The 15,398-nt window shown below is 43.4% G+C and carries 14 protein-coding genes; 6 read left to right on the top strand and 8 right to left on the bottom strand.

Annotated features, from left to right (window positions below):
- The first annotated feature begins 84 nt into the window (after positions 1–84).
- From minC to minE, 3 genes are read left to right on the top strand one after another with little or no spacing between them, the layout of a single operon-like run.
- Positions 85–750, top strand: coding sequence for a septum site-determining protein MinC (gene minC / locus ACVBIL_RS02835; protein ID WP_447165480.1), 666 nt, complete (start codon positions 85–87; stop codon positions 748–750).
- 29 nt (positions 751–779) lie between these two features.
- A complete protein-coding gene (minD, locus tag ACVBIL_RS02840) occupies positions 780–1,589 on the top strand; it encodes a septum site-determining protein MinD (RefSeq protein WP_447165481.1) in 810 nt (269 codons plus the stop codon).
- A 2-nt stretch (positions 1,590–1,591) separates the two neighbouring features.
- The gene (minE, locus tag ACVBIL_RS02845; protein WP_447165482.1) at positions 1,592–1,852 is read left to right on the top strand and encodes a cell division topological specificity factor MinE; all 261 of its coding nucleotides are present in this window, start codon (positions 1,592–1,594) and stop codon (positions 1,850–1,852) included.
- A gap of 75 nt (positions 1,853–1,927) precedes the next feature.
- Here minE and rnd read toward each other — a convergent pair whose 3' ends face one another.
- The 8 genes from rnd to ACVBIL_RS02885 all read right to left on the bottom strand — a co-directional run bounded on the left by rnd (position 1,928) and on the right by ACVBIL_RS02885 (position 11,396).
- Positions 1,928–3,037: a ribonuclease D gene (gene rnd, locus ACVBIL_RS02850; RefSeq protein ID WP_447165483.1), complete on the bottom strand. Its 1,110-nt coding sequence runs from the start codon at positions 3,035–3,037 to the stop codon at positions 1,928–1,930.
- Positions 3,038–3,127: 90 nt separating this feature from the next.
- Positions 3,128–4,801 (bottom strand): long-chain-fatty-acid--CoA ligase FadD, encoded by a 1,674-nt coding sequence (fadD, locus tag ACVBIL_RS02855; RefSeq protein WP_447165484.1) that lies wholly within the window; start codon positions 4,799–4,801, stop codon positions 3,128–3,130.
- A 170-nt stretch (positions 4,802–4,971) separates the two neighbouring features.
- The gene (locus ACVBIL_RS02860; RefSeq protein ID WP_447165485.1) at positions 4,972–5,862 is read right to left on the bottom strand and encodes an alpha/beta fold hydrolase; all 891 of its coding nucleotides are present in this window, start codon (positions 5,860–5,862) and stop codon (positions 4,972–4,974) included.
- An 8-nt stretch (positions 5,863–5,870) separates the two neighbouring features.
- A complete protein-coding gene (locus ACVBIL_RS02865; RefSeq protein WP_447165486.1) occupies positions 5,871–6,698 on the bottom strand; it encodes a class I SAM-dependent methyltransferase in 828 nt (275 codons plus the stop codon).
- A 90-nt stretch (positions 6,699–6,788) separates the two neighbouring features.
- Positions 6,789–7,487, bottom strand: a complete 699-nt coding sequence (locus ACVBIL_RS02870) for a M50 family metallopeptidase (RefSeq protein WP_447165487.1) — start codon at positions 7,485–7,487, stop codon at positions 6,789–6,791.
- A complete protein-coding gene (locus ACVBIL_RS02875; protein ID WP_447165488.1) occupies positions 7,480–7,788 on the bottom strand; it encodes a hypothetical protein in 309 nt (102 codons plus the stop codon). Before ACVBIL_RS02875 ends, ACVBIL_RS02870 begins: the two co-directional genes overlap by 8 nt.
- Before the next feature lie 64 nt (positions 7,789–7,852).
- On the bottom strand, positions 7,853–8,569 hold the full coding sequence (gene tsaB / locus ACVBIL_RS02880; RefSeq protein WP_447165489.1) for a tRNA (adenosine(37)-N6)-threonylcarbamoyltransferase complex dimerization subunit type 1 TsaB: 717 nt from the start codon (positions 8,567–8,569) through the stop codon (positions 7,853–7,855).
- A 901-nt stretch (positions 8,570–9,470) separates the two neighbouring features.
- On the bottom strand, positions 9,471–11,396 hold the full coding sequence (locus ACVBIL_RS02885) for an ATP-dependent DNA helicase (RefSeq protein ID WP_447165490.1): 1,926 nt from the start codon (positions 11,394–11,396) through the stop codon (positions 9,471–9,473).
- A 624-nt stretch (positions 11,397–12,020) separates the two neighbouring features.
- Here ACVBIL_RS02885 and hisG point away from each other — a divergent pair.
- From hisG to hisC, 3 genes are read left to right on the top strand one after another with little or no spacing between them, the layout of a single operon-like run.
- A complete protein-coding gene (hisG, locus tag ACVBIL_RS02890) occupies positions 12,021–12,920 on the top strand; it encodes an ATP phosphoribosyltransferase (RefSeq protein WP_447165491.1) in 900 nt (299 codons plus the stop codon).
- A 4-nt stretch (positions 12,921–12,924) separates the two neighbouring features.
- Entirely contained in the window at positions 12,925–14,268 is a 1,344-nt protein-coding gene (gene hisD / locus ACVBIL_RS02895; protein ID WP_447165492.1) for a histidinol dehydrogenase, read from the top strand.
- Positions 14,265–15,317: a histidinol-phosphate transaminase gene (gene hisC / locus ACVBIL_RS02900; protein WP_447165493.1), complete on the top strand. Its 1,053-nt coding sequence runs from the start codon at positions 14,265–14,267 to the stop codon at positions 15,315–15,317. The genes hisD and hisC overlap by 4 nt, the downstream gene beginning before the upstream one ends.
- The last annotated feature ends 81 nt before the right edge of the window (positions 15,318–15,398 follow it).

Below are 15,398 nucleotides of genomic sequence, written 5' to 3' on the forward strand. Positions count from 1 at the left end.
ACGAGTGCACACTATAACATGGACCGTTAGGAATATAATGGATATCAGCCTTGTGCTGAATTTTTTCTAGAGAGCAATACAGGAATGCAAACACCTAGCCTCGAATTAAAAGGCTCTTCTTTTACTCTTTCTGTACTGCATATCAACAATAATGATATGGCCGTTGTCGCTGCAGAGTTAGATGCTAAGTTAGCCATCGCACCACAGTTTTTTCTTGGTGCGCCTTTAGTGGTGAACCTTAGTGCCATACAAGCCCCTGATTTTGATCTACTTGGTTTAAAAGAGATCTTAACCAGTCGTCATTTGATTATTGTTGGTATCACCAGTGCGTCTGCAGAATTGACGAGGCAAGCGAAATCTATTGGTCTCGCGATTGTAAAATCAGGCAAAGAAGCCGCTTCACAGCCACAAATGCCTAAAACGACAAAAATCGTCAAACAAAATGTCCGCTCTGGGCAGCAAATCTATGCCAAGAATGCAGATTTGATTATTGTCGGTGCGGTGGGTAATGGTGCGGAAGTGATAGCCGATGGCAGTATCCATATATATGGCACATTGCGTGGTAAAGCGATGGCTGGCGCAGCTGGCGACAGGCACACCGTTATCATGGCACAAAAAATTGAAGCAGAACTCGTATCGATTGCAGGTCAATACTGGTTAACTGAAAATCTTCTGCAAAACGGAGCCGCTCCAAGCGGTTGTATTCGCCTAGAAGGCGAATCGCTTACGGTTGAATCATTGCCTCTGTAAGAGCGCAGATATTGAAAGGATTATTATAAATGGCGCAAATTATTGTTGTCACATCGGGTAAAGGTGGCGTGGGTAAGACCACCTCAAGTGCTGCTATTGCCACAGGCCTAGCGATGAAAGGCCATAGAACCGTGGTTATCGATTTTGATATTGGTCTTCGTAACTTAGACTTAATCATGGGTTGTGAGCGCCGTGTAGTTTATGACTTTGTCAATGTTATCAATGGCGAATCTAATCTAAATCAAGCCCTAATTAAAGATAAGCGTTGTCCACAACTGTTCGTATTACCCGCCTCGCAAACTCGCGATAAAGATGCCTTAACCAAAGAAGGTGTGGGTAAAGTCTTAGAAGATCTAGCTAAAGATTTCGAATATATTATTTGTGACTCACCAGCAGGCATCGAAACTGGCGCTATGATGGCGCTTTATTTTGCCGATGTTGCAATTGTTACAACCAACCCAGAAGTCAGCTCTGTACGCGATTCTGACCGTATTTTGGGAATGCTGCAAAGTAAGTCTAAGCGTGCAGAAGAAGGGTTAGAGCCAGTAAAAGAGTTTTTACTGCTGACTCGATACTCTCCAGCTCGTGTAACCACGGGCGAAATGCTAAGTGTACAAGATGTTGAAGAGATCTTAGCGATTCCATTACTCGGCGTGATCCCTGAATCACAAGCCGTATTAAAAGCCTCTAACTCTGGTGTACCTGTGATTATCGATCAAGAAAGCGATGCAGGTATGGCCTACAGCGATGCTGTAGCAAGGTTATTAGGTGAAGAACTGCCTTTCCGATTTCTTACGGAAGAGAAGAAAGGTTTCTTAAAACGAATTTTTGGTAGCTAACTATGTCTCTTCTTGACTATTTTAAAACGAAAAAAGAACCAAACACTGCCGTTACCGCAAAAGAACGACTGCAGATTATCGTGGCACATCAACGTGGGGAGCGCGACGCTCCAGATTACTTCCCTCAGATGAAGCAAGAGATCATCGACGTGATCCGTAAATATGTGCAAGTCGGTCCAGACCAAGTATCGGTGCAGCTTGAGCAGACAGATGATCACTTCTCAGTGCTTGAGCTTAATGTCACTTTGCCAGAGCAAAGCTAACATTCTATAGATGTTTATAATCGATAATAAAAAATGCCCGATAATACGGGCATTTTTTATTGCAAGCTGGAGCAACTACAATTTGAGCGTAGCTAATGCCTCAGCCACAATAGCTTCTCGCCAACCAGTCAAAATCAGCGGTTTACTGCCCACCTTGCCAGCCCAGATCCACTCCAAATATTCGTGAATAAACTTTTTAGAGCCCAGTAGTTCAATTGGAATATTATTCGCTTCAGCTTGTTCTGTGATGCAGTTTTTAATGCTCTTAAACGCGATTTTATAGCCTGTCTTAAGTGCGATAACGTCCAATGGCTTAGGTGGATTATCAAAGTTCACATTATCAATGATTTTAACGATCTCTTTGCCATGAATACGCTTTTCTTGCTCCGTCATCTCAGTCAGATTATAAAGATCATTACTGGTCTTAGGCTGTTTCTTTGCCAGAGCAATTAATGCATGGTCCTTAACAACAAAGCCTAGCGCTAAATCTTTTTGCAAGGCTCGCTTAAGACGCCATTTAGCTAAGTCTCGTAATACAGCAAGTTGATTAGCCGTTAGCTGAAACGCATTTTTAATTTTGAGATAGGCCGTATCAGGATCTGCCATATCTAGACGCCCCTGAGTCATACGCAAGCCCTCTTCATACACCCAATCGAGCCTGCCTTGCTCTTCGAGCTTTGCCACTAATTGCGGGTAAAGCTTATAAAGGTAATACACGTCATTAGCCGCATAATTAAGCTGCGCTTCAGTGAGTGGTCGCTTTATCCAATCGGTACGTGATTCACCTTTATCTAAACTAACTTCTAGGGTTTGTTCAACAAGCTTTGCATAACCTAAGCCGTGCCCCATTCCCGCTAGACCCGCTGCGATTTGGCTATCAAATAAATTTGTTGGCTGACATTGTCCATAACGCGCAAAAACTTCTAAGTCTTCACTGCAAGAATGCAGCAGTTTGACGCTACTTTCTTTGTTTAACAGTTGCCAAAACAAGTCAAGATTGCTTACAGCGAGTGGATCAATCAATGCAAGCGTCTTACCGTCATAAGCTTGGATCAGTCCTAGCCTTGCATAATAGGTACGAGTACGAACAAATTCAGTGTCTAGCACCAATAATTCGGCTTCTTGGTATTGTTCAACAAGGGCCGCTAAACTGGCATCATCTTCAATATATTGAAACGCTAACAAAGTTGTCTACTCCATAAATATGCAAAAGCCGGCTAATCGCCGGCTTTGGTTTAATCAAAAGTGGCTATCACCACTTAATGACTAATGAGGTTAAGCTTGCTTAGCCTCATCTCTCAATTCCCTACGTAAGATTTTACCTACGTTGGTTTTAGGCAGTTCATCTCTAAATTCTACCAGCTTAGGGATTTTATAGCCCGTCAAATGCACACGACAATGCTTTATTACATCCTCTTTGGTCAAAGATTTATCATTTGTGACAACAAATACCTTTACCAACTCACCAGAAACTTCATGGGGTACGCCAACAGCCGCAACTTCGATGACTTTCGGATGCAAAGCTACCACTTCTTCGACTTCGTTCGGGAACACGTTAAAGCCTGATACTAAGATCATATCTTTTTTACGATCGACGATAAAGAAGTAGCCTTTATCGTCCATATAGCCAATGTCACCCGTTGCTAAATAGCCATCTTTATCGATAACCTGATCCGTTTCTTCAGGTCGCTGCCAGTACCCCACCATCACCTGTGGACCTTTAGCAAATAACTCGCCCGTACCGCCTTGCGGTAATACATTACCGTCATCGTCACGCACTTGGATATCGGTATTGGCAACCGGGAAACCAATAGAGCCATTGTAACCATCCAAGTTATAAGGACAACATGTTACCAATGGCGCCGCTTCAGTTAAGCCATAACCTTCAAGCAAGCGGGTTTTGGTTAATCCCTGCCACTTGTCAGCCACAGCGCGCTGCACCGCCATGCCGCCACCGATTGATAGCTTAAGCTCTTTAAAATTAAGTTTAGTAAAGTCATCATTGTTAACTAACGCATTAAACAGCGTATTAACCCCGGTCAATACCGTGAACGGATGTTTCTCAAGTTCACCAATAAACGCCGGTAGATCTCTTGGATTGGTGATAAGTAAGTTATTAGCCCCTTTATGGATAAATAACAAACAGTTAACGGTTAACGCAAAGATATGGTACAGCGGCAATGCCGTCACCACGAATTCTTTACCGTTATTGAGCATAGGCCCGTACGCGGCATCCGCTTGCAATAGGTTACTCACAACGTTGCCATGGCTGAGCATCGCGCCTTTAGAAACACCTGTCGTGCCACCGGTATATTGCAAAAAGGCTAAGTCGTCATTTTTTACCGTTGGTTTAACGTACTGCAACCGTCGGCCTTTTGATAAAGCCTTACGCATAGAAATAGCATGTGGCAAATGATACTTAGGCACCATTTTCTTGATGTATTTAACAACAAAGTTAACCACTGTGCGCTTAGGAGCACTGAGCAAATCACCTAAACCCGTTAGAATGACGCTTTCAACTGGGGTGTCTGCCACCACTTTTTCAAGAGTGTGAGCAAAGTTAGACACCACAACAATTGCTTTTGCGCCTGAATCGGTTAGCTGGTGCTTGAGCTCACGCGGGGTATACAATGGGTTGACGTTTACGACCACCATACCCGCACGTAAAATACCAAACAATGCGATGGGATACTGTAAAAGGTTCGGCATCATAATCGCGACACGGTCGCCTTTATTCAGCTTTAGCTCATTTTGGAGATAGGCCGCAAAGGCACGGCTGCGCTCTTCCAGTTTACGGTAAGTCAGAGTGGCGCCCATATTCACAAACGCAGGCTGATCCGCATATTTTGCCACTGAAGTTTCGAACAAATCGACAAGCGATGCATATTGTTCTACATCAATTTCAGAAGGCACGTCATCTGGTAGATTATTAATCCAAAGTTGGTCCACAAAAATCTCCTAATATCTCCGCCTGCGGTAAAAACAAACCCGCAAGGGTCGTTAGCAACTTACCAATAAGTAAGCTAAAACACTGTCTATTCTTTGTATTTATTGGAAACGCCGATAAATCATACAAGCGTTTAAATTTTGATTATCATCACATAAATGAAACAAAAAACCTAGTCTCTTTTTAATTCTCTATTTAAGAAAGCAGTAATTACACCTGACACCTTTTCAGCGCTGCCCATGTGAAGATGATGATCACCTTCGAGCTCTACGGTTTGTAATTGTTCAAACCAGCGACTCGCCATTGGGATCGCCTCTCGTAACTGAGAGAAACCTCGGTTACCAGAAATAAATAGCGTATTGACTTTATGGGCTTGCATTAAGGCATCGACTTGCGAAAAAGTCATTCTTAAAGGGGAAGCTAATTTTAAGCGAGGATCACTGCGCCAGCATACCCCAGAATCTAGGTTTTGCATATTGCGCTGGGTCAATAATTCGCACCATTGTAGTGCTAATGCTGTTAATTTGTGCCGTGCATTGACTGCAACCGATAGATCGCGATAAATACTAACAGGCTTTGCCTTAGCGGCTAGGTAACGCCTATGATCTGAAAAGCTATTTTGTAAGCGACTTTTTGATTTAGACTCTTTTTCATAAAGCGGCGCTAGCGCTTCAACTAGTACTAAATTAGCCACTTTATCTGGAAAGCTAGCAGCATATGCTGACGCTATGATCCCGCCAAGTGAGTGCCCCAAAATAGCATGCGGCTGCAGCTCACAGGGTAAGGCGTCAAGAACGGCATCTAAATCATAAAGGTAATCTATCCAATGTAGTGGGTAGCTGCCAGGACGATGTCCTGAGCCACCATGGCCAGGCCAATCAATCGCTAAGAGTTGATAATCAGTTAAATAATGGCTCAATGGCTCAAAGCTATTGGCATTATCTAACCAGCCATGTAACGCTAAAATAACCGGCTTACCTGGCGCTCCCCACAATCGCCCAGCTAGCGTTATATGGGGCAGCACCAGGGTTAATTCATTATCTGGATCACAGGCTAAGTGCATTTAGACTCTTACTTTTTGGTAAATTTCAGCGTCATTCTATCGCTTTCACCAATAGCGAGATACTTTTCTTTATCTTGATCATCAAGGGCTAATCTAGGCGGTAACGTCCACACGCCCTTAGGATAATCTTTTGTGTCCTTTGCATTGGCATTGACTTCAGAGCTTGCGACAAAAGTGAAGCCCGCTTTTTCTGCCAACGTAATCATTTCAGCTTGTTCCATATAGCCTGTTTTAGCATCCATACCCGGATTGGCTCTATGCTCAACAATACCAAATGTACCACCAGGCTTTAGCACCTTATAAGCTGATTCAAAAACAGGTTCTAGATAGCCTTTCATGGCCCAGTTATGCAAATTTCTAAACGTCAGCACCACATCGGCACTATTATCAGCGCCCATAACGTAATAAGTCGGGGGATCAAAAGTCACGGTGCTGGCGTTGCCAAGTTTAGCTTGATTATCTGCAAGCCACTTTTCAAACTTCTGACCCACTTTAGGGCGGTAACCATTACGCGCCTTCTCATCGGCTGGATTAGTATCAAAGTTAGCGGCGATATAATGTCCATCATGGGCTAGATACGGCGCGAGGATTTCGGCATACCAGCCACCACCAGGCCATAGCTCAATGATGGTATCGGAAGGTTGAATATCAAAAAAAGAAAGGGTTTGTTCTGGGTGGCGATACTCGTCGCGGGCAGTATTTTTAGCTTGTCTAAAATCACTATTAACCGCCGAACCTAGCACTTTATCTTCATGGGCATGAGCCGCCGTGCTTAGTAACGATACGCTACAAGCGCTTACAAGTAACACACCTGCCGCTAAGATTTTCTTTTTCATTGTAATTCTCCTTAGGATAACAAGCATCAACCTATCAGTCAGTTAACAAAAAACCAACCTATATAAACAGAGATTTACATTTTGTGTTTTTTACTTCGCTTGACGTACCGCAGCGGCATCGACTCTACGCCAACACAAATAGAGCATCAACGCACTGGTCGCTAGCCAAGTAAACACCCAAAACCAAGCGGGCAACCAACTCTCACTAGCAAGCATATTGGCATCGCCCTGCCCTTCAAGACCTAGCAACACCATAGGGCTTGCCAGCGCGTTTAAGATAATCATCAACGCCATAATCCGCAGTCCGCTTGCTAGAAATCGATTTTGCGTTAACTTCAATGGCAATAAAAATAACACCGCGAGACTTGCTAAAATAGCGATGGTCAAAAGATCTCGGGCCCACAGTATAATGGTCAGCACAACAACCCCACCAAGTATGGCAAAACTTGCCCTAATCCCTTTTGGCCAAGTGGCAAACATAAACATGAGATACCCCCAAAGCGCCGCGCCAAAATAGCCTGCAAAACCAATTAAAATTGGCCATCCACCTTGACTAAAACACAGACCCGCGCCATTCGGAAACAGCTGAATATGACTAACTATACCGCCAGAGACGATAGTCGCTAGCCCGTGTGAGAGTTCATGAAAGTAACTTTCTAACCATTTAAATGGCACGCTCACAAAAGGAAGCCGAGTCACTAAAAAGGCAATGAAAAGTTCGAATAGGAAGCGGGTTCGCCCAGGGGCGCCAGATGGTGAGAGTGTGCGGCGAGATTCAGGACTATGCATAGGTATCTATACCTACCATTTGCTGGATCTCTTCTCGCTTAGCAGCATGCTGATTAACTAAATACTCGGCAACTGCGCCGCGCTGCCCGCCAGTATGGTTTTCATATTCAACATGAGCGCCCAATCTAGATTGCAGTGCAACGGCATCGTCTTGATAATCATTAACTGCTAACGACGGTAAGGTTTTAATAGAAAGTGACGCGTCGACACCATCGCTCGTAACAGCATTAGCTTGACTGGCTACAACAGACTTGTTGACCTCAAGCTTAGTTGCCGCAAGCTGACTCGAATTAATCTGCATCACATCTTCCTTAACTTTACTCGCTTAGCCTGTGAGCGCTAATAGTCGCAGGCTAGCTTGGAGGCTATTCTCTACCCGGTAGTTTTTGCCATGTTACGGTATCACGTAGGTAAACCGGTGCTAATTCATCTACTGTAGTGCTCAAGCCTTTATTAACCCCATCTTGAGCTAGCGCTAACATGTATTTTGCTTCAGGAAACTTTGCCTTTTCACAAATCGTCATCTTTGTAGCTTGTTCGAGGATTTGTGGATAAGCATCAAAACCAGTGCCACAAGCCGTAATAGGCTGAGTCACATCTAAGCTTAGTACTATCCCCTCAGGGCTGCTAACCACTTCATTATTCACTAAAGTTGCTAACCCGTCGACGGCGATATATTGGCCCCAGTACACTTCGCCCATACGAGCATCAATTGCCGCAAGCACTTGGCTTGCGCCCTCTTCGATTGCTGATTGAGCCATAGCCGCTAATGTAGAGATACCAATAACAGGCAACTCTTGGCCAAGGGCCAAACCTTGGGTAATGCTGGTACAAATACGAATGCCAGTAAAACTGCCCGGACCTCTGCCATAGGCAATTACGTCGACTTTTTGCAGTGCCAAATTTGCTTCAGACAATACCGACTTCACCATAGGCAATAAACGTTGACTATGCTCACGCGGCGCGTCGGCTTGCTCGCTATATATTGCACCTTGATGGCTAACGGCGGCTGAACACGACTCAGTACAGGTATCAAGTGCCAAAATGCTCAACTGCGTCGTTGCATTAGATTTATCTGTCATCAATTACTTTACCAAACTTATTATTTACACAAATTAAATCAGTTAACGTCTACAACATCTATACAAACGTTAAACCTCAAAGGCACACCTAAGACGTTAAGGGCATCGCTAACCATGCAGCGGTGGTACCTTAGGTGATGTTAATTCAATGATTATACCCTAACTCATCGAGTGTCATTAAGACTTATAGATAAAATACTTTGAGTTATTCCCCCCATAAGCCGCCTCAGCATTTCTGGGCGCTACAATACTTAGTTATTCTCCTTCACGTTTGATAGCTACAGCCTAAGTTTTATGTAAAAACAGACTCGCCATTTGCCACTGCGATTGTAATAAAGTGGCATAAAACAACTACAAGCTAAACAAACTGTTCTAAATTTAATGGGAGGGTAAAGGAATGTACTCAATCCAATTGAAGCTATTGAGCCGCTTAACGTCGGTGATAACAGAGTAGGCTTGAGGAGAACAAATGCGACAGATCACAATTGATTGGTTTCGATTATTTCGCTACTCGCTGCTGTTTGTCTTTTTCTCAATGTTAATGACCGTATTCATATTAATATGGTTTTCAAATAGTTTGCAGGACGCTTGGCAAAAAGGCCTTATGCTGACGTTATCTGAATTTGAAATGACCCTAGAGCTCACACTCACGTTACTCATCTATGTCAGTTTTCCAATATTACTTTTTCGCTTTCTGTATTATTTTTCCAAAATGCTATATCGAGGTCGCAACCCTGGCGTGGCCATTATTAGCTATAAAACGCTATTTAATCCTTTAAATTTCATACTATTTCCAAGCTTACTGAATGATGAAGGCCTACTCTACCGCCGCCGCTGTTTATTAGCTCTAATCTTGCTCATCAGCATTTATTTTATTATTTTATTAATCACTTAATTTGCGCTACTTAATCTTTGCTAAGAAATCTGTTGCCTTGTCTAAATCACGGGTTCGTGACATTGGCGGCAGTGAATTTAAAAATGCCTGACCATATGGCTTATTGACGATGCGGTTGTCGCATAAAATAAGCACACCTTTATCTTTTTCATCGCGGATAAGGCGCCCTACGCCCTGATTTAAGCTGATTACGGCTTGTGGCAATGAGATCTCACTAAATGCGTCTTTGCCCTCACGTTCAATGCTTTGACTGCGCGCGCGAAATAAATTGTCATCGGGCGAAACAAAAGGCAACTTGTCGATGATAACGCAACTCAGTAAACGACCTCGAACATCGACCCCTTCCCAAAAGGCCCCCGTCCCGAGCAATACCGCATTTCCAAGTTGGCGATACTTTTTTAACAGACTTTGTTTATTAGCTTGCCCTTGCACCAATAGTGGATAACTAACTCGGCGCTGCAGCACAGGAGCCACCGCATTTAACATTCTATGGCTAGTAAATAAAATAAAGGTGCGACCTTTAGCGGCATTTATAGCTTTAACGCACACATCGACAAACTGACTAAGCATGGCTTGATGATTATTAACGCTCACTAGATGTCTTGGTACACAAAAAAGCGCGTTATTTCGATAATCAAATGGGCTATCTAACAGCATCTCTTGGCATTTATCTAAGCCTAACTGTCGAGTGAATAGGCTCAAGTTGCGATTAATTTGTAATGTCGCCGAAGTAAAGATCCACGCAAGGTTAGACTCAAATAGCTTGCGGCACTCTTTTGCCACGTCTATGGGTGCGATCCGCAGGACTAAATAACGATGGCCATAGTCGATACTGTAAGCAGCCTGATTATTCTCACATAAGAAAAACAGATCGAGCTTATTGGCTAAAACCTCAAGTTTTTGTATTTCATCATCTAGATTATCACTGCGACCAACATGGCGGATTAACACACTTTGCAGTGCTCTAATCTCTTTAAGCAGCCCCCATGAAACAACAGATAGTTCTTTATTGGCGAGCATTCTACGCCAATCAGTATCACCAATTTGAAACAAGTCTTGCTGCCACTCATTTAGCAATGCTGCGCAGCGAGCACTGAGTAACTCTATTTGTTTAGCATCTCGAAGCTCAAGACGATAGATTTCTATCAGCTTATCAAACACCTCTGACAATTGCCGCGTTGAGCACTGCTGACCAAAGTAGGTCACTGCGATATCTGGTAATAGATGCGCTTCGTCAAAAATCACCACATCTGAATCTGGCAATAACTCGGCAAAGCCGGTTTCCTTTAGAATTCTATCGGCTAAAAAAAGGTGATGGTTAACCACAATAATGCGCGCATCCATGGCTCTATTACGGGCTTTTCGAGTGAAGCAGTCTTCATAATGATCACAGCGCTGACCAATGCAAGTTTCTTTCGCACTAGTAATGAGAGGCAAAGCAAGAGAACTCTCTGAAACAGACGTTAAACCACCAATATCACCATCAGTGGTTCGTCCTGCCCACTGGTTTATGCGCAGCAAATCATCTAATACTTGTGTGTCCATCGAGCTAGCACCCGACAGCTCTTTTTCCATAAGATGTTGGCACAGATAGTTATTACGCCCTTTTAGCAAGGCCACTTTAGGCGTTAACGCTAGCATCCCCAATAATGCTGGCAGATCTTTATAAAATAACTGCTCTTGTAAATTCTTACTACCAGTGCTGACTATAATCTGTTTGCCACTTAATAATGCTGGAATAAGATAAGCAAAGGTTTTACCCACACCCGTTCCAGCTTCCACCACCAAGTTATTGCAACTAGTGATAGCCTCTGTCACAGCTTCAGCCATAGTTATCTGAACATCACGACAGTTAAAGCCTTTAATTGACCGAGCTAAAACGCCATCATTTGAAAATGCGGCCTTAACTTGTTGTGATAATTTACTGCTCAAGATTGATTAAACCTTTAATAAATGTATTTTAGGTACCGAAACCAAATTGATTTCAAGATACAAGGCCTGTATGCATCATCAGGTGACTTGGGATAATAAACAGATTTGCAGTTTATCTTAAATCAATATCCAAGATTAGCTTTTGTTTGATGAGTCACAGCAAATTAGCAAACATTGACCAAGACAAGTCATCTTCCCTACCCTCGCCAATTGTCCTAAATAAAGAACAAACGACTAGTAAGGAGCTCAAAAAATAATTGAGTTAGCAAAATAATGACATTTAGATGAAGTTTACTCATCTGCTCGAATAAGAGGTTGCAATCATTTCTAAATCTGATTACTTTAAATACCAAGGTTACAGAACACGCAACCTTAACTCATTTTTTAGCCACTTGGCTCACAGATAGCAATTGAGAGAAACAAATATGACACAGCTTTTGAACACTATGCATCATCATCACCATATGCGGTAGCCTTCGGAAGCTCACTGCCGAAGGACTATTTCCTTCCGGCGGTTGATTTAAAAATATCAAAAACCCTTGGAAGGAATTTCAAGGGTTTTTTGGTTTTATCTTAATAGATTGTTTTATAAGAATTTTTAAATTAACTAATAGGAAGTACCCCATGTCAGAGTCAACAAGATTACGTATCGCCATTCAGAAATCAGGTCGTTTATCAAAAGAATCGCAGAAGTTACTTAAAAGCTGTGGCGTTAAATTTAATGTCAACGAACAACGCCTAATCGCCCACTCAGACAATATGCCAATCGATCTATTACGTGTACGTGATGACGATATTCCAGGCCTTGTGATGGACGGTGTTGTTGACTTAGGTATTATTGGTGAGAACGTTCTAGAAGAAGAACAGATCGAACGCCAAAGCCTTGGAAAACCCGCCGAGTGCATCAAGTTACGTGAGCTAGATTTTGGTGCTTGCCGCCTATCACTAGCCGTGCCAACTGAATTTAGTTACCAAGATGCAAGCTCATTAGAAGGGCTTAGAATCGCGACCTCTTACCCAAATTTACTACGCCGCTACATGCAGGAAAAAGGCATTAATTACCGTGATTGCATGCTTAAAGGCTCAGTAGAAGTTGCCCCGCGTGCAGGCTTATCTGATGGCATTTGTGATTTGGTATCAACAGGTGCAACACTAGAAGCAAATGGTTTGTATGAAACAGAAGTTATCTACCGCTCTATGGCGTGTATTATTCAGTCAACCCAATCACAACCTGATGACAAGCAAGCGCTTATCAACAAAATTCTTTCGCGCATTAACGGCGTAGTTAGAGCAAAAGAAAGCAAGTATATTCTGCTACACGCACCAACAGAAACGTTAGAGCAAATTGTTGCACTACTTCCAGGCGCAGAAAACCCAACGGTATTACCACTCAATGACGATACTAACCGCGTCGCTATCCACGCAGTGAGCACCGAAGATTTATTCTGGGACACTATGGAACAATTAACGCAGCTGGGCGCAAGTTCAATTCTGGTTATGCCTATTGAAAAAATGATGGGGTAAACTGATGCAGACTCTCAATTGGCAATCTCTCGACTCTCAAGCGCAAACCAATGCACTTGAACGCTCACCACTCATTGGTGATAACAGTCTTGAGCAGAGTGTGGCAGATATCATTAATACAGTCATCACTCGTGGTGATAAGGCGTTATTTGAATTTAATCAAAGATTTGATGGCGTAAGTATTGATAACTTGAAGTTGTCGGCCGCTGAAATTGAACACAGTTGTGCCAGGGTTTCGAATGAAATTAAGCAAGCTATTGCCCAAGCAAAAGCCAATATTGAGACCTTTCACATAGCGCAGATCCAACCTAACATAGATATTGAAACCCAAGCGGGGATCCGCTGTGAGCTTCGCTCTGAGCCGATTGAGCGTGTCGGCCTGTATATACCAGGTGGCACTGCCCCACTTATTTCAACCGTACTCATGTTAGCCTTGCCCGCTAAAATAGCAGGTTGCAACAAACGTGTATTGGTTAGCCCACCACCTATAAATGATGCCATCATTTATGCGGCCAATGAGTGTGGCATCGAAGAGATTTACCAAGTGGGCGGCGCACAAGCTATCGCAGCCTTAGCTTTTGGTACCGGATCTGTACCTCAAGTCGATAAAATATTTGGCCCGGGTAATCGCTTTGTCACCGAAGCTAAGCGCGCTGTGAGTCAAGACAACCGCTGCACAATAAGCATCGATATGCCAGCAGGCCCATCAGAAGTGCTAATTATTGCTGATGCTGAGGCTAACCCAGAATTTGTTGCCGCCGATCTACTGTCACAAGCTGAACACGGCGCAGATTCGCAGGTCATGTTAGTCACCGATTCTAACTTACTTGCAGAAAAAGTTAACCAAGCACTCGCACGGCAACTCGCAAGCCTCCCCCGCGCTGAGATTGCTAACGAAGCGCTTAAAAGCAGCCGCACAATCATGGTTAGCGATATGACAATGGCTGCAACTGTGTCTAATCAATATGGGCCTGAACACTTAATCATTCAAACTAAGCTGCCACGACAGGTGTTAGCTGATATCCGCTCAGCGGGTTCCGTTTTTCTAGGCGCTTATACCCCAGAGTCGGTTGGTGATTATGCCAGTGGCACCAATCACGTTTTGCCAACATATGGCTACAGCAAAACGGTATCTAGCCTATCACTTGCAGATTTTAGCCGTCGATTTACTGTGCAAGAGTTATCAGCAACAGGACTTAGAGCATTAAGCAATAGCGTAATGGTGTTAGCTGCAGCAGAGCAGCTAGATGCGCACAAAAATGCGATTGCAGTTCGAATGGACAGCCTTGATGCTAACGCAGGTAATGAAGCGTTAGCTAGCAATAGCTCAGTTACGGAGGCCCTATGATAACGTCAAGCAAGCTAAATTTAGCCGAGCGCCTCGCTCGACCAGAGCTATTGGAGCTACAAATTTATCAGTCAGCTAGGCGTATTGGCGGTCAAGGGGATATCTGGATTAATGCCAACGAGTCACCTTTTAATAATAGTCAGCTTGAAGGTATTAACCGTTACCCTGAGTGCCAGCCACCAGCATTAATTAGCGCTTACAGTGAATATAGCGGCGTGACCCGCGACAGTATTATTAGTAGCCGCGGCGCCGACGAAGCCATTGAGCTGCTGATCCGTGCCTTTTGTATTCCAGGCCTAGACAGTATCGCAACTTTTGGGCCGACTTATGGCATGTACGCTATCAGTGCTAAAACCTTCAATATTGGCGTTAAGGCTTTGTCGTTAACCGATGATTTTCAGCTACCGAGTGACTATCAATCTCAAGTCAACGGCGCAAAACTGGTGTTTATTTGTAATCCCAACAATCCAACGGGCAGCATCATACCAAAAAGTAAAATCATTGAAGTTATTGAAAACTGCAAAGATGCCATTGTGGTTGTTGATGAAGCCTATATTGAATTTAGCCCAGAATACAGTGTGGCCGATTTAGTGGCGAGCTTTGAAAATCTTGTGGTGCTACGGACCTTGTCAAAAGCCTTTGCATTAGCTGGCGCGCGCTGTGGTTTCTTGCTTGCAAATCCAAATATTATCGAGATTTGTATGCGAGTGATAGCCCCTTATCCGGTCCCCCTTCCTGTTAGCGAGCTTGCAATTAAGGCGCTTAACGCTAATGGACTTGAGGCAATGAGTAAGCAAGTCGCAGAGATGAAACAACAAGGCTTAAGATTAGCAGAGGCATTAAAAAACTATGGCGCTAACGTTATTAAAGCCCACGGTAACTACGTACTTGCGGAGTTTAATGATAAAGCCGCTGTTCAACAAAAGTTGATAAATGCCGGTGTGATTGCCAGAAACTATAGCGATCCACGTCTTAGTAAGGCCATTCGCTTTAGTTTTACCAACCAAGCGCAAACCGACTATTTAATCCTATTATTTCAAAGTCAGTAAAGTATTGACTTACTGACATTAAAAACAATAAAACAACTTAATTTGGTTTATTTAGAGATGCTGAATTAAGAGAACCTAAAA

It is taken from the genome of Shewanella sp. 125m-7 (assembly GCF_052977045.1).